Source organism: Acinetobacter sp. SH20PTE14, assembly GCF_021391555.1.
GTDB classification, from domain to species: domain Bacteria; phylum Pseudomonadota; class Gammaproteobacteria; order Pseudomonadales; family Moraxellaceae; genus Acinetobacter; species Acinetobacter amyesii.
Genome location: NZ_CP090067.1, coordinates 882726 through 904478, shown reverse-complemented (window position 1 = coordinate 904478; position 21753 = coordinate 882726). Strand labels below are relative to the sequence as shown.

Sequence of the window (21753 nt, the reverse complement as noted above, 5' to 3'; positions counted from 1 at the left end):
GACATAGATTTTTAGCAACAATTCGCTAATATACTCTGGACTGACATCAACAACATGCTGTTCAAACAACATGCTAAAGATAAAAGTCTGTTAAAAAATAAGTACAATACTTCCGCTTGATGAAAAAAATCACTTAAGATTAAGTCAATTGAGTAAGTTCTTATCTGTTATTCATATAACAAATTGCTACACTACGTCTGTAATTCAAAAATTATTGAGGTTTCTCTTCATATGACCATCGACTTTAAGCAAGATATTCTCGCGCCTGTTGCTACTGACTTTGCTGCGATGGACAAATTTATTAATGAAGGGATCACGTCTAAAGTTGCCTTGGTCATGGCAGTCAGTAAACATGTGGTTGAAGCAGGCGGTAAACGCATGCGTCCCATTATGTGCTTACTTGCAGCAAAGGCTTGTGGCGCAGAAGATTTAGAAAAACACCGTAAACTTGCAGCAATTATTGAAATGCTGCATACCGCGACCTTGGTACATGACGACGTAGTCGATGAATCGGGTTTACGCCGTGGCCGCCCAACAGCAAATGCGACATGGAATAATCAAACTGCCGTACTTGTGGGTGATTTTTTGATTTCTCGCGCTTTTGATTTATTGGTGGATCTAGACAGCAAAGTATTACTCAAAGACTTTTCAACGGGTACCTGTGAAATTGCTGAAGGTGAAGTTTTACAACTTCAATCACAGCATCAACCAGAAACCACGGAACAGACCTACTTAGATATTATTCACGGCAAAACATCACGTTTATTTGAGCTCGCTACCGAAGGTGCAGCGATTTTGACAGGTACACAAGAGTACCGTGAACCGCTTAGAAAATTTGCCGGACACTTTGGAAATGCCTTTCAAATTATTGACGATATTTTAGATTACACCTCAGATGCTGAAACATTAGGTAAAAATATTGGTGATGATTTGATGGAAGGTAAACCAACTTTACCTTTAATCTCTGCCTTAAAGAATACCACTGGCGAAGAACATGACATTATTCGCCGCAGTATTGCCACAGGTGGTACGGCAGATTTAGAGCGTGTTATTCAGATTGTACAAAGCTCTGGGGCACTTGATTATTGTAGCCAACGAGCGACTGAAGAAACTGAGGCAGCACTAGCCGCTTTAGCAGCGCTACCAGATACTGAATATCGTCAAGCTTTAATCAACCTCGCAAACTTGGCATTACACCGAATTCAATAATTAACAATATTCATCGTAATTCCCCTTGCCTATGCATATAAAACTGAATGATATCTTTTTGACCATGCAGCAACAGCTCGATACCCCTCGGGCTGTGTTGGATGAAAACTTGCTGATCGAATTGGTCAACCGAATTCGACCAGAAGATACAAAAAATACCGACGAAATTAAGAAAAAATTTCAGGCTTTCATCCAAGCTTTACTCATCACGCCAGATGCAGCCTCTACCCTGCAAAGCTTTGTTCTAAAACTCATTAGCCGATATAAACAAACCAGTTTATATGCGGACACGGGTATTTTGTCTCTCGATGGTTTTTGGGGACAACTGTTCCAACGTCTTGGCGCACATTTTCTTCCCCTGATCAATGACGAAACTCAACTACAAGATTTAGTCCGTCGAGTTTTTTATCGTCATAACGACAAATATTGGCTGGACAATATTGATGATCAGCAATGGATGCAGCTCTTTCGATTGTTTAACCAAGGCCATAGCAATCAGGAAGAAAAAAAGAAAATTCGCCGTGAGTTAATTAAAGCCATTACCGTTTTGTCCTATCGGGTAAGTGGTATTGGCTTATATCCTGAATTTATTAATGCACAGCCTGAACTGACCGAATATGAATCACCTTTTTTGGTGCAAAACCGCGAAATAAACGATTTTATTCAGCAGTATAAAAAGCTCCATCAAAGTGCTGAAGAAATGAGTGCTGTGCTACCGCCAGATGCTTCTCAAGCGTTGGTAATGCTGGAACAATGTCGTGATGTGGTGCTGAAGATTCGGCGTGCGACCAAACGAATTGGTGTAAGTGTCAGCCTGACTTACTTATTGTCGCTTTTAGAACAGTGTTTAGATCGCTTAGAAATCTTACTCAACCTGATTGTTGAAGAAGATGATGTCCGCTATGTGTCTATGGGTAGTTTACTCAGTGATGTGACGTCAGCGATTTATAGCGAGCGCAGTGTGCGCGATTTGCTCGCCACCAATAGTGAATTGGTTGCCCTACAAGTCACCGAAAACGCAAGTAAAACTGGCGAACACTATGTAAGTACGGACAAACAAGGCTTTATGAGCATGTACCGATCTGCGGCAGGTGCCGGTGTGATCATTGCATGTATGGCAACTTTAAAAGTGCTGATGGCCCGTGTCAGCATGGCACCGCTCATGCAAGCCATTTCATATAGTCTGAACTACTCTTTCGGCTTTATGCTGATTCATGTCTTACATTTTACGGTTGCTACCAAACAGCCTGCGATGACAGCTGCCGCCCTTGCCTCGACAGTTCAACATCGTAAAGGCTCGAAAATGGCGCAGATTGCCGAACTTGCCGCGCTGATTATTAACATCATTCGAACCCAGTTTATTGCAATCTTAGGCAACATTAGTATTGCGATTCCTGTTGCGGCATTGATCGCCCTCAGTTGGGACATGGCTTTACATGAGCCATTAATGAATCATGCAAAAGCAGCTAAAACCTTACACGACCTCAATCCATTTACCTCATTGGCTGTGCCACATGCTGCGATAGCTGGGGTATGTTTGTTTTTATCAGGTTTGCTTGCTGGGTACTTTGACAACATGGCGATCTATCGCAAAGTTGGACCACGGATTCAAGCACATCCAAAGTTAAAACGCATCATGGGTCAAGAGAGACTGGATAAGCTTGCCGCTTACATTGAGCGAAACTTAGGTGCTTTAGCAGGTAACTTCTTATTCGGGATCATGCTAGGCAGTATGGGAACGATTGGATTTATTTTTGGTTTACCTTTAGATATTCGCCATATCGCCTTCGCCTCTGCCAACTTCATTCAAGGCCTCATCAATATTAATGGTTCACCAGACATTGGCTTAATCATTGTGTCATTCTTAGGAGTTATTCTGATCGGTCTGACTAACTTATTCGTCAGTTTCACGTTAACCATTATTGTGGCACTACGGGCACGTCGCGTAAGATTTGAACAATGGAAACCACTGGCTAAATTGGTGATGACTCATTTTCTAACGCGACCAAGTGACTTTTTCTGGCCACCAAAAGCCCCACTTGAAGTTGAAGATGGCACACAAGCCAGTAAGAACAATCATTAGCAGATTTGTGTTTTATTTTAGTAAGATGTAAATGAACACAAAAAATAAAATCAGTATGATTTACACAGACTTGAAATAAAGTGTACTGATGAGTACACTTTAGTCCATTAATTAACCGAGCTCAAACCGGTTAAAATGACAAGGAATAAAATATGCCACGAACGCTACTGTTTGTTGGTTTTTTTGCATTAATTATCAGTGTGTTGTCGCTTTATCCCACCTATTTAAATCTATTAGATTTAAATATCGTGGAATGGATGAGTCAGCACCGTATTGCTGTTTTTAATCAAATTGCCATCGGACTTTCCGCGCTAGGCGGCATGCCTTTTGTATTATTTTTCACCACGCTATGGTGTTTACACTTTGCGTGGTATAAAAAATACACAGAGATTGTTTTTATCAGTATAGGGATCTTTGGAAGTATCGGCCTTGCATGGTTGCTTAAATTTACGTTCACCAGACCGCGCCCCCCAGAAATGTACCATCTTGTAGCGTCTTACGGGAGTTCATTCCCAAGCGCACACAGTTGTTATGCTGCATCGCTTGCGTGTCTGATGATCTTGATTTGCCGACAACATGCTCAACATCGCTTGATCACCATTTTGGCATTGTTATGGATGCTGTGTATGGGTGTTTCGCGAGTATATGTTGGGGTTCATTTTCCGACAGATGTCTTATCCGGTTGGAGCATAAGTTTTATTTGGATCGCGCTACTTTATTTGAGTTACATCAAAATCAGTAAAGCGTAAACAAATGAATAATTTAGATAAATATCTAATTGAGGTGGAACAATGATGTCTGCAAAGCTTTGGGCTCCCGCCCTGACTGCTTGCGCATTGGCAACAAGTATTGTACTTGTTGGTTGTAGCAAAGATCCTAAAAATGCACAGCAAGCTGCTGCTGCACAGCAAATGCCACCAACTGAAGTCGGTGTCATTGTTGCCCAACCGCAAAGCGTTGAACAATCTGTTGAACTTTCCGGCCGTACATCTGCCTATGAAATTTCAGAAGTACGTCCACAAACCAGTGGTGTAGTACTGAAACGTCTATTTGCAGAAGGCAGTTATGTTCGCGAAGGACAAGCCTTGTACGAGATAGACTCGCGTACAAACCGTGCTTCAGCTGACAGTGCTCGTGCTGCTTTAAGACGTCAACAAGCAAATTTAGGCGTGTTACGTGTTAAAGAAGGTCGCTACCGTCAGCTTGTGGGATCAAATGCGATTTCAAAACAAGAATACGACGATATTGTTGCTCAAGTTAAACTGGCTGAAGCAGATGTTGCTGCATCTCAGGCGGAACTTAAAAATGCAGAAATTAACTTAGGTTACTCAACTGTACGTGCACCAATTTCAGGTCAAACCAACCGTTCTACAGTCACAGCGGGTGCTTTAGTTACTGCATCTCAGGCTGATCCATTAGTCACAATTCAACGTCTTGATCCAATGTACGTTGACATTAACCAATCAAGCGCTGAACTTCTTCGCTTACGTCAACAGTTAAGCCAAGGCAACTTGGACAGCAGTAATAACACCAAAGTGAAATTACGTCTTGAAGATGGTAGCGAATACCCAATTGAAGGTCGTCTTGCATTTTCTGATGCGAGTGTAAACCCAGATACAGGTACGGTTACACTTCGTGCTGTTTTTTCTAACCCGAATCATTTATTACTTCCGGGTATGTTTGCCAATGCTCGCATCGTTCAAGGTGTGATTCCAAATGCTTACCTGATTCCACAAGCTGCCATTACGCGTACCCCTACAGGTCAAGCGATTGCAATGATTGTGAATGCAAAAGGTGCTGTTGAATCTCGTCCTGTAACCACTGTTGGTACGCAAGGTTCGAATTGGATCGTGACTCAAGGCTTAAACACTGGCGATAAAGTGATTGTTGACGGTATTGCGAAAGTTAAGCCAGAGCAACAAGTTGTAGCCAAACCGTATCAACCTCAGGCTGCTGCACCTCAAGGTGCGCAACAACCTGCTGCAGCAAAGCCAAACGCTAAAGCCGCAGAACAAGCAGCGCCTAAAACTGAACAAAAAGCTACTTCAAACGCATAGGGAGTAGACTGAATGGCTCAATTCTTTATTCATCGCCCCATTTTTGCATGGGTGATTGCATTGGTGATTATGTTGGCGGGTGTACTCACGCTATCAAATATGCCAATTGCACAGTATCCGACCATTGCGCCGCCAACGGTTTCAATCTCTGCGACTTACCCTGGTGCATCTGCAGAAACAGTTGAAAACACCGTAACCCAAATCATTGAACAACAAATGAATGGTTTGGATGGCTTACGTTATATTTCGTCAAACAGTGCGGGTAACGGTCAGGCATCTATTACATTGAACTTTGAACAAGGGATCGATCCAGACATCGCCCAAGTTCAAGTCCAAAACAAACTCCAGTCTGCGACAGCGCTATTACCTGAAGATGTACAGCGTCAAGGTGTAAAAGTCACCAAATCTGGCGCAAGCTTCCTACAAGTTGTAGCATTCCACTCACCGTCGGGCAAGTTGACTGCGGACGACATTAAGGACTATGTAAACTCGAATATTTCTGAACCTCTCAGCCGTGTGGCAGGTGTAGGTGAAGTCCAAGTATTTGGTGGTTCTTATGCGATGCGTATTTGGCTAGATCCAGCCAAAATGGCAAACCTGAAAGTTACACCGAGTGATGTGGCTGCGGCTATCCGTACACAGAATGCTCAGGTTGCTGTTGGTCAGTTAGGCGGTGCGCCTGCAACTGAAGGTCAAGTACTGAACGCGACAGTTACAGCACAAAGTTTGTTGCAAACACCAGAGCAGTTTAAAAACATTTTCCTGCGTAACAGTAGTGATGGTGCTCAGGTACGTTTAGGTGATGTTGCACGTGTTGAATTAGGTGCTGACAACTATCAGTTCGACTCTAAGTTCAACAACAAACCTGCTGGTGGTGTAGCGATCAAACTAGCAACTGGTGCAAACGCATTAGACACAGCCGAAGCTGTTGAAGCACGTTTAAAAGAACTACGTCCAAACTACCCTGAAGGTTTAGAAGACACGCTTGCATTTGATACGACTCCATTCATTAAGTTATCGATTGAAAGTGTTGTACATACCCTTGTAGAAGCCGTGATTCTCGTATTCTTTGTGATGTTCTTGTTCTTACAGAACTGGCGCGCAACGATTATTCCGACATTGGCTGTACCTGTAGTGGTATTGGGTACTTTTGCTGTCATTAACATGTTTGGTTTCTCGATCAACACACTCACCATGTTCGCGATGGTACTGGCGATTGGTCTCCTCGTGGATGATGCTATTGTTGTCGTAGAGAACGTTGAACGTGTCATGGTTGAAGATCATCTTGACCCAGTGACTGCAACTGAAATCTCAATGAAACAGATCTCGGGTGCCCTTATCGGTATTACCTCTGTGTTAACCGCTGTATTCGTGCCGATGGCATTCTTCGGTGGTACGACAGGTGTAATTTATCGTCAGTTCTCAATCACGCTGGTAACAGCAATGATTCTGTCATTGATTGTGGCATTGACCTTTACCCCTGCCCTATGTGCGACCATGTTGAAACAACATGATCCAAACAAACCAGAAAGCAACAATATCTTTGCCCGTTTCTTCCGTTGGTTTAACAGCTCTTTTGATAAGGTTGCGCATAAATACCAAGGCGGCGTGAACTTCATGACGCACCACAAGATTTTCTCTGGTGTGATTTATGCAGTTGTAATCGGGTTATTAGTGCTTTTATTCCAAAAGTTACCTTCATCATTCTTACCTGAAGAAGACCAAGGTGTTGTAATGACACTGGTACAGTTACCACCGAATGCCTCACTTGAGCGTACGGATAAAACTGTCACTGCAATGACCGATTACTTCCTGAAAAACGAAGAAAAATATGTCGATTCTGTATTCAGTGTTGCCGGTTTCTCGTTCACAGGTGTAGGTCAAAACGCAGGTCTTGCATTCATCAAGTTAAAAGATTGGGAAGACCGTACATCACCTGAATCTCAAGTGGGTGCGATTATTCAACGTGGTATGGCATTGAACATGATCGTGAAGGATGCTTCATACATCATGCCAATCCAATTACCAGCAATGCCTGAATTGGGTGTAACTGCCGGCTTCAACTTGCAGTTAAAAGCTTCTGCAGGTCAAACCCATCAACAACTTATCGATGCCCGTAATATGGTGCTCGGTATGGCTGCTCAAGATAAACGCCTCATGGGTGTTCGTCCTAACGGTCAAGAAGATACGCCACAGTACAAAATCACGATTGACCAAGCTCAAGCCGGTGCAATGGGTGTGAGTATTTCTGAGATTAACACCACAATGGGTATGGCATGGGGTGGTTCTTACATCAATGACTTCGTTGACCGTGGTCGTGTGAAGAAAGTCTATGTACAAGGTGAAGCTGCGGCACGTATGATGCCTGAAGATCTGAGCCAGTGGTATGTCCGTAACAACCAAGGCACAATGGTTCCATTCTCGACCTTCGCTACTGGCGAATGGACTTATGGTTCACCACGTCTTGAACGTTATAACGGTATCGCATCTGTGAACATTCAAGGTTCACCGGGTGTGGGTGTAAGTTCGGGCGATGCGATGAAAGCGATGGAAGAAATTGTACAAAAACTTCCTTCGATGGGCGTTCAAGGCTTTGACTATGAATGGACTGGTTTATCTCTAGAAGAACGTGAGTCTGGCGCACAAGCACCATTCTTATACGCACTTTCATTGTTAATCGTCTTCCTATGTCTTGCTGCCTTGTATGAAAGCTGGTCTATTCCGTTCTCAGTATTACTGGTTGTACCATTAGGTGTATTGGGTGCGTTATTACTGACTTTCCTTGGAATGGTGTTCTTCAAAAATCCAAACTTGGCGAATAACATTTACTTCCAGGTGGCTATTATTGCCGTCATTGGTTTGTCTGCGAAGAATGCGATCTTGATCGTAGAATTCGCCAAAGAACTTCAAGAAAAAGGTGAAGATCTGTTTGACGCAACATTGCATGCCGCTAAAATGCGTCTACGTCCAATTATCATGACCACTTTAGCCTTTGGTTTTGGTGTACTTCCGCTTGCCCTTTCTTCGGGTGCAGGTGCAGGTAGTCAGCACTCCGTAGGTTATGGTGTATTGGGCGGCGTAATCAGTTCTACCCTACTTGGTATCTTCTTTATTCCTGTGTTCTATGTATGGATCCGAAGTATCTTTAAGTACAAACCAAAACAACAAAATAATCAGGAGCATTTATCGTGATGCAAAATGTATGGTCTATTGCAGGTCGTAGCATTGCGGTTTCTTCACTTGCGCTTGCTTTGGCTGCCTGCCAAAGCATGCGTGGTCCAGAGCCGGTTGTTCAGACCAATATCCCCGAAAGCTACACAGCAAGTGCTTCTGGTACTTCTGTTGCTGAACAAGGATATAAAGATTTCTTTGCTGACCAACGTCTGGTACAAGTTCTTGACTTAGCTTTAGCCAATAACCGTGACCTACGTACGGCTGCTTTAAATATTGAACGTGCACAGCAACAGTATCAAATCACTGCCAATGGTCAATTACCAACCATTGGTGCAAGTGGTAGTGTACTTCGTCAAGACACGTTGAATACACAAAAGCCTATCACCTCTTATAATGTCGGTTTAGGTGTCACTGCCTATGAACTTGATTTTTGGGGTCGTGTACGTAGCTTAAAAGACAATGCTTTGGACAGTTACCTTGCAACTGCAAGTGCCCGTGATGCAACACAAATTGCGTTGATCGGTCAAGTGGCTCAAGCATGGTTAAACTACGCGTATGCCAATTCGAACTTGAAGCTTGCGGATCAAACCTTAAAAGCTCAGCTTGAATCTTACAACCTGAACAAAAAGCGTTTTGATGTCGGTATTGACAGTGAAGTTCCTGTTCGTCAGGCTCAAATTTCTGTAGAAACTGCACGTAATGATGTTGCGAACTACAAAACTCAAATTGCTCAAGCGCAAAACTTATTGAACCTTTTAGTGGGTCAACAAGTGCCTGCGAACTTGCTGCCGAACCAACGTGTCAATCGTATTACTTCGACCAATACCATTGGTTCAGGTATTCCAAGTGATTTGTTGAACAACCGTCCAGATGTACGTGCAGCTGAATACAAACTGTCTGCCGCTGGTGCGAACATTGGTGCAGCTAAAGCACGTCTGTTCCCTACGATTAGCCTGACAGGTTCTGCGGGTTATGCTTCAACGGACTTAGGTGATCTATTTAAATCAGGCAACTTTGTATGGTCTGCTGGCCCTAGCCTAGATATTCCAATCTTCGACTGGGGTACACGTCAGGCCAATATTAAAGTTTCTGAAACTGACCAGAAAATTGCATTGTCTGATTATGAAAAATCAGTTCAGTCTGCTTTCCGTGAAGTGAATGATGCGCTTGCAGTTCGTCAAAACATCGGTGACCGTATTGCAGCACAGCGCCGTTTAGTTGATGCAACCAATACAACTTACAAACTATCAAATGCTCGCTTCCGTGCTGGTATTGATAGCTACCTAACTGTGCTGGATGCGCAGCGTGCATCTTATGCAGCTGAGCAAGGTTTGTTGTTGCTTGAACAAGCAAATCTCAACAACCAAGTTGAATTGTATAAAACACTTGGTGGTGGTATCAAAGCCAACACTTCTGATGCTGTGCAATACCAACCTTCTACTGCTGAGCGTAAAGCTGCATCAAAACAATAATTTGATTTAGCCTAGCCCGTAATATTTGAAAAGCTCACTTCGGTGGGCTTTTTCATTTTTAGATCGAAGCCTCAAAATAAAAATGAAGATATTGCTTTTTGCTAAAGAGTTTCCTATCTTCAATTCACCTTTTTATATTGATAACTAAAAATGCTTTTAAGTAATCTTGAATCTGTTCCAGGTCATACCATTACACAACAACTTGATGTCGTTTATGGCAGTACTGTCCGCAGTAAACATGTTGGTCGTGACTTTATGGCTGGCCTAAAAAATATCGTGGGTGGTGAACTCAAAGGTTATACAGAACTACTCGAAGAATCTCGTCAAGAAGCTATGAGCCGTATGATTGATAAAGCACGTGCCTTAGGCGCGAATGCGGTCGTCGGTATCCGTTTTTCAACCTCAAATATTGCTCAAGGCGCCTCTGAATTATTTGTGTATGGCACGGCAGTTCGCGTAGAAGCCAACTCAGCAAAACTCCCAGACCCATTTCCAACTCAGGACTAAGTCATGGATGCCTTTATTTTTAAAGTCCTGATCTTTGTGGTGCTCTTTTGTATTGGCTGGGGCTTCGGTCGCCATATCGAACAAAAACATCTCAAAGAACTCGAAGCTCAAGAAAAGCGATTGGCGCATATTCGCATAGACAACAACCGCTTTAAAACTACTGAACAATTCGGACAACTGATTTCAAGTAATGTAGTGATTTCACATGATTATTTTAAATATGTGATTGCCAATATTCAGAACTTCTTTGGCGGACGTTTAACCAGTTATGAAAGCATCGTCGATCGGGCACGTCGTGAAGCCGTGGTGCGTTTAAAGCAAGAAGCTGAAAAAATGGGCGCAACGCAAATTATGGGTCTGCGTTTAAGCACCACTGAGCTGGGTATGCAAGGCGGCATGGTCGAAGTCTTTGCGTATGGGACTGCAATTCAAAAGAGAGACATCTGATCTCTCTACTTCTCCCCCAATTCATTTTTACTATTTAATTTACTTTACACAATGTGTTTTCAAACTCTTCATAACTCACATTTTCATTGCGACAAACTTTAAAACAAACTTCATTAAATTTTTTTTCATCAATATTTGGATCATGATAACTAAATGCAACATCTCCAGCATAAGCACGTGCCAGATCTTGCACCACAATGTCAGCTTTACATCCATATAAAGTTGGACATGCCTCTAATGTTCCTTCGTAATACTCTTTACACTGAGTCGGTTCGACATCCACCTTATTGGGTTTTTGCATCGACACATTTAAACCATTTTCATTCATTAGAAGAAAATATTGAAGTTTTCTAAATGGTTTTAAGTCAATCTCGAGTCCCGAATGATTGATACGAGCCAATTGATCTTTGTAAGAATTATGATCATCTGAGATTAACTCTGCATTACCAGCTTTGTCGATTTTGATAAAGCTATAGTTGACAGGCATATATGCACCACTCCCCTTATGTGCAATCACTTCGATCAAATGATCTTTCGCAATAAATGCTCCTGTAAATACAGTCGATTCAACACTGGTCAGCAACTTACCTTTCACTAAAATACAATATCCAAAACATTGATCTTTGAGTCTAGCTTGATCGCCTTTAAAATCATCAACAGGATGAAATTCAGCTCGCCATTTAAAATCACCAATTTTATTCGAGCTATAAGGTAATTTATCAACATCTGAATCTTGAGGATTTTGACTATAATACTCAGACTTCAATAATCCTTTTTCATCAAACAGTGCTTCGATCGGTAACCACCCCTCGTTCGGTCCTCGTATTACAACTTCTGCACTCGCCGCTTCAACATTAGGTTCAATCTCAACAGATTCAGTAACGGGTTCTGATACAGTTCCTATTTCTTTTTCAGGCTTTTCGAGTGTTGAGTTGTGCTCAATTTTTTGAGTTTTCTGTTTAAAATAAAAATATGCCACTGTACCGATTGCACCAATGATTGCGCACAAAATGATGGCTATTCCCCATTTGTTAAAATTATTCTTTTTCATTTCTTATAATCTCGTTACTCATTAAAAAAGTCACTGTTAAGAGTGACTTTTAAACTATTTAAACTTGATAAAATTTACTTCACTTTGGTTTTACGAATCATTTTATATAACGTTGTCGGTGATAATCGAGATACCCAAACACCGAGCTTTTCTTTAGAACCACCCACCACGATGTATTCTTCCCCACGTTGCAAAGATTGCACCACCGTTTCGGCAAACTCATTGGCTTCTAGACCATTTTCAATGGCTTCATCCTGATGCCCTTGTGGCTTGCCGGCACCATTGAGTGCATTAAATGAAACATTGGTTTTGACAAATCCGGGGAATATCACCGATACGCCCACCCCTTGATCCGCAACTTCCGCACGTAGACTGTTCGCCCACATATGAATGGCAGCTTTTGCAGCAGAATAGGTCGCGCGGTATTGTGTCCCTAATAAGCCTGCAACACTTGAAACAAAAGCAATTCGACCAGACTTTTGTGCTAAAAATGTCGGTAAAACGGTTTTGGTTAAATAGACTTGCGAAAAATAATCTACTTCCATGATGGCACGTTCAGTTTGCATAGTCGTATCCGTAATCAATGCACGCTGACTCAATCCCGCGTTATTGATTAGCCAGTCAATTCGACCTTTATGCGCAAGGACTTGTTCATAAGCATGGCGAACTTGTTCTTCATTGGTAATATCTGCACACACTGAAAGATGCTGATCTGGATGTAATAATGAAACCCGGACTTTTTCCAACTCTTCAAAACGACGTGCGGTCAAAATAACCTGCGCCCCTTTCAAAGCACATTCTTTTGCTAAAGCTTCACCCAAACCTGACGATGCCCCAGTAATCCATACCACTTTTCCGTTCAAATCATCACGTTTTACCATTTTGACATCCTTTTAAATAACTAATTTATTCATTTATATGTATTTTATGCTTTACGTAGTACAGGCTCATTGTTCAAAAACACCATAAAATGATCAAAGTACTGACTCATCGATTGTGCATCATAAATTTTGCCGAGTTTATCGAAGCGTTTATATCCGAGTTGCGTGGTGAGATTGATGACACCGGTTAAAGTTTTATCCACCACCATATTAAATTTCAGCATTTTTTTTGGTTCTCGCACCAAATGCGTCACCCCGGCATCGACCACTTGTGTAAATGCCTTCAATGCGAGTGGGACATATTGATTCTGCCCTTCTTTCATTTGACTGACATAGGCAAGCAAGTCGGTGGCTAAAGAGGCATCGATCGGATAATGCATATAATGCTGACCATCTTCGCTGTAAAAACGTCCATATAAATAATTTACCATCGGTACAAGGCGGTCATTGCTGAAAAAAGACACCGACCACGGCATATATTTACGGGTCGTTTCACGTATTTGCTGAATAATTTTTTCGGATTCATTGTCTCCAGACTTATTCATGCGCGCCATTTGGCCAAAAACTTGATCTAAAATTTCACATGCAATATCCGCTAAATTATCCCCTAAGGCTTTGGACTGACTTTCTGTTTCACCTGCATTGAGTTTTTGATGAATCGTCTCAAAACGTTGATATGTCGTAGGTTGAATCTTTAAAGAAATAGAATAAGTCATTTGATATTGCTCCTTTTATCTTAGTTTTGGGATCAATGGATACTTCTTATCTTAGGTCCTATCATACGGACTCTTTTATTTACTGCCAAATCCTAAAAGTTAACATTCGCCCAACATCCCTAATTCACCATTTTTTTTGCTACAATAGATCTAATTTTTTATCCACTTTTGATCTGTTTAGACTATGACTGATTCAGCGCAAAATATTGCTACGACCTACGATCCGACCGAGATCGAAAAAAAATGGTACAAGACTTGGGAAGAGAGAGGCTACTTCAAGCCATCTCAAAAAGGTGATTCATTCTGTATTATGATTCCGCCACCAAACGTCACTGGTAGCTTGCACATGGGTCATGGTTTCAACAATGCCATTATGGATGCGTTGACTCGTTATAACCGCATGTCTGGCAAAAATACCCTTTGGCAGCCGGGTACCGACCATGCAGGTATCGCAACGCAAATGGTTGTTGAACGTCAATTGGGTGCTGAAGGCATCAGCCGTCACGACCTTGGCCGTGAAAAGTTCATCGAAAAAGTATGGGAATGGAAAGAACAATCTGGCGGTAACATTACCCGTCAAATTCGTCGCCTTGGTTCATCTGTAGACTGGTCTCGTGAACGCTTCACTATGGATGAAGGTTTATCAAACGCTGTGAAAGAAGTGTTTGTTAAGCTGCATGAAGAAGGCTTAATTTACCGTGGTAAACGCCTAGTCAACTGGGACCCTAAACTACAAACTGCCCTTTCTGACTTAGAAGTTGAGTCTGATAAAGAAGAAGCAGGTTCACTTTGGCACTTCAAATATTTCTTTGAAGACAAATCAATCCGCACCCATGACGGCAAAGATCACATTGTTGTGGCGACAACACGTCCTGAAACATTGCTTGGCGATACAGCTGTTGCGGTTGCGCTTGATGATGAACGCTATGCAGCGCTTGTTGGCAAGAACATTATCTTGCCAATTACAGGCCGTGCTGTTCCAATCGTTAAAGACGAATATGTGGACAAAGAATTTGGTACAGGCTGTGTGAAAATCACCCCTGCGCACGACTTCAATGACTATGAAGTGGGCAAACGCTGTGAACTTCCAATCATCAACATCTTCAACAAAAATGCTGAAGTGTTGGCTGAGTTTGAATACATCGCAAAAGCGGGCGAGCAAATTTCTAAAACCATTCCTGCACCTGCGGACTACATTGGTTTAGAACGTTTTGAAGCACGTAAAAAATTGGTTGCTCAAGCTGAAGCTGAAGGCTGGTTAGACCAAATTCAACCATATACCTTGAAGCCACCTCGTGGTGACCGTTCAGGCGTGATCGTTGAGCCACTTCTAACAGACCAATGGTACGTAAAAATTGCACCACTTGCTGAGCCTGCGATTAAAGCAGTTAAAGATGGCGAGATTAAATTCGTTCCTGAGCAATACAGCAACATGTACATGGCGTGGATGAACAACATTCAAGACTGGTGTATCTCACGTCAATTGTGGTGGGGTCACCGTATTCCTGCTTGGTACGATGCTGAAGGCAACGTATTTGTCGGTCGCGACGAAGCTGAAGTTCGTGCGAAAAATGGCATTGCGCCTGAAGTTGAATTGAAACAAGACGAAGACGTGCTTGATACATGGTTCTCTTCTGGTCTTTGGACGTTCTCAACTCTAGGTTGGACTGGCGACGCTGCGAAAGATAAAGAAAACTATTTCTTAAATACTTTCCACCCGACTGATGTACTTGTAACTGGCTTTGACATCATCTTCTTCTGGGTTGCCCGCATGATCATGATGACCATGCACTTCATGAAAAATGAAGACGGCACACCACAAGTGCCGTTCAAAACTGTGTACGTTCACGGTTTGGTACGTGATGGCGAAGGTCAGAAGATGTCTAAATCGAAGGGTAACGTGCTTGACCCATTAGATTTGATTGACGGTGTTGATCTTGAAACTCTAGTACAAAAACGTACAACTGGTTTGATGAACCCGAAACAAGCGGCGAAGATTGAAAAATCAACCCGTAAAGAATTCCCTGAAGGCATTCAATCTTACGGTACAGATGCTGTACGTTTCACTTTCTGTGCGCTTGCAAATACAGGTCGTGACATTAAGTTCGACATGAAACGTGTTGAAGGTTACCGTAACTTTGCCAACAAAATCTGGAACGCTACCCGTTTCGTGATGATGAACTGCGAAGAGCAAGTGATTGGTATCGATGCTCGTCAAGACCTTTGGGAATTGCCTGAACAGTGGATTGTAAGCCGTTTACAAAAAGCTCAAGCAAGTGTGCAAACCGCATTTGCAACATATCGTCTAGACTTGGCTGCGCAAGCGATTTACGAGTTCATTTGGAATGAATACTGTGACTGGTATGTAGAGTTAACTAAGCCTGTTCTCAATGATGAAAATGTATCTGTTGAGCGTAAAGCTGAAGTACGTCGTGTTCTTCTTTCTGTAATGGAAGCGTCTTTACGTTTGGCTCATCCGTTGATGCCTTACCTAACAGAAGAAATTTGGCAAACGCTTGCACCGAAACTGAACATTTCTGGCGAAACAATCATGTTGGCTCAGTACCCTGTTGCTGAGCAAGCACTCATTAACGACCAAGCTGAAGCTGATATGCAATGGCTTCAAGGTTTAATTGGTGCTGTACGAAACATCCGTGGTGAGATGGGTCTAGGTAATGCTCGCTTGTTGCCTGTTCTTCTTCAAAACACGACTGATGCTGAAAAAGCGCAAATCGCTCGTATTGAACCATTGTTTAAAGCATTGGCTAAAGTTGAAAGCATTACTTTCCTAGCGGATGCTGAACAACCGCCATTATCTTCTTCATCTGTAGTTGGTCATGTGTCTGTATTCGTTCCAATGAAGGGCTTAATTGACCCTAAAGCGGAATTGGGTCGTCTACAAAAAGACTTAGATAAGGTTCAAAAACAGCATGACCAAATTGCAACTAAACTTGCGAACGAAGGTTTTGTGGCAAAAGCGCCTGCGGCTGTGGTTGAAGGCGAGAAAGTGAAACTTGCTGAATTTGCGGATCAGTTAGCGAAGATTAAAGCGAATATGGAGCAAATTGCAGCGCTTTAAGGTGTTGTTAGTTTGATCTAAAATCCCCTCCTAGCGAGGGGATTTTTTATGACTTTAAAACCAAAAAAAAATAAAATAATTGAATCGAATGCCATTCAATGGGTATTGATCGAACAAATTAACTCTGGTGGAAATGGATTGATCTGGACAGCTTATGACGAAGCTAATCCATCTAATGTATGTGTATTTAAGTTTTTACCTGCTACTAATCGTCAAATTGGTTTTCTACGATTAAAAAGAGAATTTGAAGTCCATACCACTCTATATCACTCTCAAGGTAAATATAGTGTATTGCCTATTTTTGATTATTCATTAAATGAGAATGATTTCTCTTGGGTACGATTACCTCTAGCAAAAACATTTGATAAAGGTATTGCTGAAACAGCATTTTTACGAAAAATTCAGCTCCTAATTAAACTATGTAATGATATTAGATGCTTACATGCTAATGGTTACTGTCACCGTGATATAAAGCCCAATAACCTTCTATTTCTAGATAATGTATTATATTTGGCTGATTTCGGTCTAGTGACAGACCCACAGGAAACTACAGGGATTACTCCTCATGGAACACGTATGGGGAACTACCAAACAATTGCCCCTGAAATGCGAAAAACAGGTAAAGACTTAGAAACAGAAGATTATAAAAAATCCGATATCTATTCTTTTGGTGTAACAATTTGGATGATTTTAACTCAAGATGAACATGGATTTGATGGTGAATACTCTATTTCTCAAAGAGAAAAACTAGAACAGATTTTATCTAAAGAAAAAATTATTTTGACTGACATTCACACTATTATAGAAAGATGTACTAAAACCAATCCATCAGAACGAATAACTTTAGAAGAAATCATTCATATACTAAGTCAAGTCGAAGAATCACTGAAAAACTATTCCAAATACATAGATGGTAAATGGGAAGATGTATGCAACAAATTAAATCCTTATCAAGCTTCTAAAATTGCGCTTACAGATATACATGCTATATATAATTTTCTAAATACATTTTACAGCTTTGAACCTGATTTGCATCATGCATTTTTCCCTAATGGTGGTGGACTTGATATTCATGGTATTGAATTTATTGAAGTAAAAGGACAAAAATTTATTGTTATCAATATGAGTGGTTTTAAAACATGGATTAAGCCTAAAAGGTTAGTTTATCGAAATTTCTCAGCAGATATTAGAAATAACTACATATATTTAGAAACTGAAATAATACCCAACATTGAATATTACTCTGAGTCTGAAACTACTGAATACACAGTGATCAATAATGATTTCATTACTGATGCCAAGCATTGGGAGTATAATTTATTCGAAGAACAACCTTTCCCAGACACATCATCAAGAATAACCGTTGTTCATAGAGGTAGTTTCTTATTTGTGAAAGATGACTGTCTCTATGGGAGACATAGATCCACGTATGATGGTCGTCATAGTAAAAAATTTTCCTGCTTTGAGGAATTTGATAAATATTTTTGTGAAAGCTTCTTAAGCTATCGAGAAATTCCTAAAGTAAATACATTACCTTTTGATTTTAAATATGAAAGATTAAATATTTCTCCTAAAGTTGATCTTTTATATCTAAATCTTCAAGAGATTCTTACTATTATTGGAGGACTAAAGTTTGAAGAATCTGATGATGAATTTGGAATAATTCCAAGCTCAAAACTCTTGGAACTTATCCTTAAACCAAATGATCTAGAAATAGAAAATAAAGAATTCTTACAAAAATATAGTATTGAAAAAATTAGAGAATTTTGGTGCTTATATAATTTCGGTAAGCAATATGGATGGAAAATCGAAGTAAGTACTCAGTTCTATCAGCAATTTTATGAAAACTATGTCTCATATAACTGGGATAAGTTATCAGATAAAATTTCCTCAAGAAGCACGAATGCACTCATCGATTTTATTAACAGAGCATTACGAAATCTTAAGCACACTGAGCTTTTAGATGATTTAAAGTCGAATACTATTTCAGAATAAATTTATTGTCATACAACCCTCACCCCAGCCCTCCCCCATAGGGAGAGGGAGCATCATTTGATTTAATAGCTATATGAATTTCACAATGGAGTTCCCTCTCCTTTTAGGAGAGGGAATTTTTCATTATTGATTTACTTTCTGCTCAAGACATAAATCCCACAAATCCTCCAACACCACATCCGTCCGCACCAATACATCATGATTCCAATACCGAACCAAAGTTAAACCCAAAGCCTCTAAAAACTTAGTTCGTTCAGCATCATATTCAATGACATCATTCGTTCCATGCTGACCGCCATCCAACTCAATCACTAAACCAATTTCATGACAGTAAAAATCCACAATATACGGTTGGATCACATGCTGACGGCGAAATTTAAGATTCATAAAGCGCTTGGCACGTAGGAGTTGCCACATGAGGTTTTCAGCGTCCGTGGCGGTGTGACGCATGGTTTTGGCGAATTCTAATGATGCAGGGTCAATTTTAATTTTTATTTCCCTCTCCCTAGCCCTCTCCCATAGGGAGAGGGAACATTCATTGTGATATCACTTAATTTAAATTATCAAATTTAAAAAATATAACAGCTAAATTTTACCCAAAATTCAATCAATAATGGAAATCCCCTCTCCTCCTAGGAGAGGGTTAGGGAGAGGTGCTTTTATAAAACCCCATTCTCCAGCAACACCTCCAACCCTTTCACCTTCTCCATATATTTCAGCCGTTCTTTTTCCCACTTCACTTGTTCTTTCAATACCGAAACATCGCCATCAATCACCTTAAACACATCTTTGACCTGCATATTTTTCGGCTTCGGCTTTTCACTCCAGTGAAAGCTATCCGTGATGGCATCAATCTGACTGGCTAAGCGTTGGCTTTGCGCTTCTAGCGCCATTTTATAAAACTTTAAATGTTCATCGGTTAAGGCTTTAGGGCTTTTGCCTCGATTGGTCTCAAGCTGTAATTGCAACTTTAATAAATAAAACAAATCCAGTGCTTCATGGGCTTGGTTCACCACTTGTAGCAACTCGGTTTTTTCCGCTTTTTTAGCTTCATCAGGTTCACGGTCAGGGTGAATCATGGCGGTGATTTTTAAATACACGGTTTTCAGCGATTGATTCACTAACTTTTCAGCTTGCTCACGTTTTTGCGCTAGGCGTTTACGCTGATGCCCTTCTTTCTCACGTTGATATTGTTCGCTGTCCCACCCTTCATAAATCCCTTGTTCTTCTGCAACTTCTTGGTCTATATCAAAATGACCTTCTACTTTGCTCTGTTCTGCTTGTGCTGACTTGCCCTTTTTATTCGGCTTTTGATTATGCGCATGATGCTGCTGATAAAAAGCATCCACCTCAGTGACTTTTTCAAGTTCGGCTGTGTTTAGGTAATTGGATTTTTTAAGCTGCTTTGCCAATTTGGTGAGTTTGGCATCGAGCTGTGCTAAATCCGCTTTGGCAAAGTCTTCTTGCTGTAGATGCAGCCAAAGCTGTGCAAGCTGACGGTAGTACACCGCATGCAAATCACGATAAATCGGCACAAGTTTTAACTGAATATAACTCTGAATCTCACTTTTGGCATTTTGCCAAAGATCTAAATCCAGCTTTTGCTGTTCAATTTGCTCAATCAGTTTATTCAGCTTTTTATGCTGTGGGGATAAAGCTTCAGCACTCGGGAGTAAACTGACTTTTAACTCAAAAGACATAAGCAAATTTAACGCAAAAAGAAAATTATAGCCGATCTAAGCACTAAACTTATGAGCAAGTTATATGAATCAACAATGGCTTTTGGTCCATTAACGCTCAAACCGTTGTAAATATTGACCCAACTCTTCTCGAACAACCACCTCATGCCCTGCATGACTTCGACTTTGTTCCAAGAGATGTTCTGAGTCGATCACTACCACGCGATGACCATCCGCAATTAAACGATCTACACCTTCAAAGAGCATTCGGACACCAACATCGTGTATCAAAGAAATATTGGTCAGGTCTAAAACGATATGGTTAGTCGCAACAGGTTCATCCTCTAAGATCCGCAGCAACATTTCCGACTCAGTAAATTGCAAAACGCCGCGCAGTTCATACACCACCACCGAATGATCAATACCGCAGGTATAGCGACTTTGGACGATCGTTTGCGCTGAAGGTGTTCCCTCCATGACATGCAGTCCCATGTCCTTCGACAGTCGTTCAAATATTTCGACGCCTCGAACACTATTCCCATGTGTATCGAGTTTCGGACTAAAGACTGCCAGCCCAACCTGCCCTGGCAAAGCCCCCATGATGCCACCGGCCACACCACTTTTTGCAGGAATACCGACCGTTGTCAGCCAATCACCCGCAGCATCATACATGCCGCAAGTCATCATCACACTCAACACTTGGCGCACCACCGAACGTGACAGCAACCGTTTACCTGTGGCTGCTTGCACACCACCATTGGCAAGCACACTGGCCATTTTTACCAAATCTTTAACCGTCACTAATATTGCACACTGACGAATGTAACCATTCACCACATCTTCAGGGTCTTCTTCAAGCACACCGACTGTACGTAGCATGTAACCGATCGACAAATTTCGAAAAGCCGTCTTCACTTCAGACTGGTAAACCGCTTCATCAAAACTCAGCTCACGCCCAGCCAGTTCACTTAAAAATTCACGGAGTTTTTCAGCTCGGGTGCTGTGCTCGTCATGCGGTAATAGTGAATGTGTGGTGATTGCCCCCGAATTGATCATCGGGTTTTTTGGGGTATTGCTCCGTGGATCGAGCGCAATTTGATTGAATGCCTCTCCCGATGGCTCGACACCGACTTTTTGTAAAACGCTGTCCAAGCCAAGATGACGAATCGCTAAGGCATAAGCAAAGGGTTTAGACATCGACTGAATGGTGAACTCGACCTCGTCATCACCTGTAGAATAAATCGTGCCATCTACGGTAGACAGTGCCAAAGCCAGTCTATTCGGATTGGCGTTAGCTAACTCAGGAATATAATCTGCCAAAGCTCCGTGCTGATTGGCATCGCAGGCATTGAGGACATGCTGTAAATAATCTGGAACAGGCGTTTTCATAAGGTCTATTTTTT

The 21753-nt window shown here is 41.5% G+C and carries 16 protein-coding genes; 10 read left to right on the top strand and 6 right to left on the bottom strand.

The window, feature by feature from the left end; genetic code table 11:
• Positions 1-231 precede the first annotated feature (231 nt).
• The 8 genes from sdsA to LXF01_RS04375 all read left to right on the top strand — a co-directional run bounded on the left by sdsA (position 232) and on the right by LXF01_RS04375 (position 10949).
• The gene (gene sdsA, locus LXF01_RS04410; RefSeq protein WP_180005068.1) at positions 232-1209 is read left to right on the top strand and encodes an All-trans-nonaprenyl-diphosphate synthase; all 978 of its coding nucleotides are present in this window, start codon (positions 232-234) and stop codon (positions 1207-1209) included.
• Positions 1210-1240: 31 nt separating this feature from the next.
• Positions 1241-3292, top strand: coding sequence for a site-specific recombinase (locus LXF01_RS04405; RefSeq protein ID WP_233945421.1), 2052 nt, complete (start codon positions 1241-1243; stop codon positions 3290-3292).
• A 152-nt stretch (positions 3293-3444) separates the two neighbouring features.
• Entirely contained in the window at positions 3445-4041 is a 597-nt protein-coding gene (locus LXF01_RS04400; protein WP_180063224.1) for a phosphatase PAP2 family protein, read from the top strand.
• Between the two features lie 42 nt (positions 4042-4083).
• The gene (locus LXF01_RS04395; RefSeq protein ID WP_233945073.1) at positions 4084-5349 is read left to right on the top strand and encodes an efflux RND transporter periplasmic adaptor subunit; all 1266 of its coding nucleotides are present in this window, start codon (positions 4084-4086) and stop codon (positions 5347-5349) included.
• 12 nt (positions 5350-5361) lie between these two features.
• Complete coding sequence (locus tag LXF01_RS04390; RefSeq protein WP_111885287.1) at positions 5362-8541, top strand: efflux RND transporter permease subunit; 3180 nt, start codon at positions 5362-5364, stop codon at positions 8539-8541.
• Complete coding sequence (gene adeK, locus LXF01_RS04385) at positions 8541-9995, top strand: multidrug efflux RND transporter AdeIJK outer membrane channel subunit AdeK (RefSeq protein ID WP_180021981.1); 1455 nt, start codon at positions 8541-8543, stop codon at positions 9993-9995. Before LXF01_RS04390 ends, adeK begins: the two co-directional genes overlap by 1 nt.
• A gap of 150 nt (positions 9996-10145) precedes the next feature.
• Positions 10146-10502, top strand: a complete 357-nt coding sequence (locus tag LXF01_RS04380) for a YbjQ family protein (protein ID WP_078192212.1) — start codon at positions 10146-10148, stop codon at positions 10500-10502.
• Positions 10503-10505: 3 nt separating this feature from the next.
• A complete protein-coding gene (locus tag LXF01_RS04375; RefSeq protein ID WP_180005074.1) occupies positions 10506-10949 on the top strand; it encodes a YbjQ family protein in 444 nt (147 codons plus the stop codon).
• 34 nt (positions 10950-10983) lie between these two features.
• On the opposite strand, the gene LXF01_RS04370 is transcribed toward LXF01_RS04375, so the two are convergent.
• The 3 genes from LXF01_RS04370 to LXF01_RS04360 all read right to left on the bottom strand — a co-directional run bounded on the left by LXF01_RS04370 (position 10984) and on the right by LXF01_RS04360 (position 13597).
• A complete protein-coding gene (locus LXF01_RS04370; RefSeq protein ID WP_233945072.1) occupies positions 10984-12000 on the bottom strand; it encodes a hypothetical protein in 1017 nt (338 codons plus the stop codon).
• Positions 12001-12074: 74 nt separating this feature from the next.
• On the bottom strand, positions 12075-12881 hold the full coding sequence (locus LXF01_RS04365; protein ID WP_233945071.1) for an SDR family oxidoreductase: 807 nt from the start codon (positions 12879-12881) through the stop codon (positions 12075-12077).
• A gap of 44 nt (positions 12882-12925) precedes the next feature.
• The gene (locus tag LXF01_RS04360; protein ID WP_180093791.1) at positions 12926-13597 is read right to left on the bottom strand and encodes a hypothetical protein; all 672 of its coding nucleotides are present in this window, start codon (positions 13595-13597) and stop codon (positions 12926-12928) included.
• 184 nt (positions 13598-13781) lie between these two features.
• Between LXF01_RS04360 and LXF01_RS04355 the strand changes: the two genes are divergently transcribed.
• Both LXF01_RS04355 and LXF01_RS04350 read left to right on the top strand, forming a co-directional pair.
• Positions 13782-16676, top strand: coding sequence for a valine--tRNA ligase (locus LXF01_RS04355; protein ID WP_233945070.1), 2895 nt, complete (start codon positions 13782-13784; stop codon positions 16674-16676).
• A 48-nt stretch (positions 16677-16724) separates the two neighbouring features.
• Entirely contained in the window at positions 16725-18671 is a 1947-nt protein-coding gene (locus tag LXF01_RS04350) for a protein kinase (RefSeq protein WP_233945069.1), read from the top strand.
• A gap of 123 nt (positions 18672-18794) precedes the next feature.
• Here LXF01_RS04350 and LXF01_RS04345 read toward each other — a convergent pair whose 3' ends face one another.
• From LXF01_RS04345 to LXF01_RS04335, 3 genes are all read right to left on the bottom strand, one after another.
• Positions 18795-19160 (bottom strand): endonuclease domain-containing protein, encoded by a 366-nt coding sequence (locus LXF01_RS04345; protein ID WP_233945420.1) that lies wholly within the window; start codon positions 19158-19160, stop codon positions 18795-18797.
• A gap of 170 nt (positions 19161-19330) precedes the next feature.
• Positions 19331-20371 (bottom strand): molecular chaperone DnaJ, encoded by a 1041-nt coding sequence (locus LXF01_RS04340; RefSeq protein WP_233945068.1) that lies wholly within the window; start codon positions 20369-20371, stop codon positions 19331-19333.
• Positions 20372-20461: 90 nt separating this feature from the next.
• On the bottom strand, positions 20462-21739 hold the full coding sequence (locus LXF01_RS04335; protein ID WP_233945067.1) for a glutaminase: 1278 nt from the start codon (positions 21737-21739) through the stop codon (positions 20462-20464).
• Positions 21740-21753 lie beyond the last annotated feature (14 nt).

Excerpts from the sequence above, each read along its gene's own strand:
- LXF01_RS04375 (WP_180005074.1), top strand. The coding sequence starts at position 10,506 with ATGGATGCCTTTATTTTTAAAGTCCTGATCTTTGTGGTGCTCTTTTGT.
- LXF01_RS04380 (WP_078192212.1), top strand. The coding sequence starts at position 10,146 with ATGCTTTTAAGTAATCTTGAATCTGTTCCAGGTCATACCATTACACAA.
- sdsA (WP_180005068.1), top strand. The coding sequence starts at position 232 with ATGACCATCGACTTTAAGCAAGATATTCTCGCGCCTGTTGCTACTGAC.
- LXF01_RS04390 (WP_111885287.1), top strand. The coding sequence starts at position 5,362 with ATGGCTCAATTCTTTATTCATCGCCCCATTTTTGCATGGGTGATTGCA.
- LXF01_RS04370 (WP_233945072.1), bottom strand. The coding sequence starts at position 12,000 with ATGAAAAAGAATAATTTTAACAAATGGGGAATAGCCATCATTTTGTGC.
- LXF01_RS04335 (WP_233945067.1), bottom strand. The coding sequence starts at position 21,739 with ATGAAAACGCCTGTTCCAGATTATTTACAGCATGTCCTCAATGCCTGC.
- LXF01_RS04355 (WP_233945070.1), top strand. The coding sequence starts at position 13,782 with ATGACTGATTCAGCGCAAAATATTGCTACGACCTACGATCCGACCGAG.
- LXF01_RS04365 (WP_233945071.1), bottom strand. The coding sequence starts at position 12,881 with ATGGTAAAACGTGATGATTTGAACGGAAAAGTGGTATGGATTACTGGG.
- LXF01_RS04395 (WP_233945073.1), top strand. The coding sequence starts at position 4,084 with ATGATGTCTGCAAAGCTTTGGGCTCCCGCCCTGACTGCTTGCGCATTG.
- LXF01_RS04400 (WP_180063224.1), top strand. The coding sequence starts at position 3,445 with ATGCCACGAACGCTACTGTTTGTTGGTTTTTTTGCATTAATTATCAGT.
- LXF01_RS04405 (WP_233945421.1), top strand. The coding sequence starts at position 1,241 with ATGCATATAAAACTGAATGATATCTTTTTGACCATGCAGCAACAGCTC.
- LXF01_RS04360 (WP_180093791.1), bottom strand. The coding sequence starts at position 13,597 with ATGACTTATTCTATTTCTTTAAAGATTCAACCTACGACATATCAACGT.
- adeK (WP_180021981.1), top strand. The coding sequence starts at position 8,541 with ATGCAAAATGTATGGTCTATTGCAGGTCGTAGCATTGCGGTTTCTTCA.
- LXF01_RS04340 (WP_233945068.1), bottom strand. The coding sequence starts at position 20,371 with ATGTCTTTTGAGTTAAAAGTCAGTTTACTCCCGAGTGCTGAAGCTTTA.
- LXF01_RS04350 (WP_233945069.1), top strand. The coding sequence starts at position 16,725 with ATGACTTTAAAACCAAAAAAAAATAAAATAATTGAATCGAATGCCATT.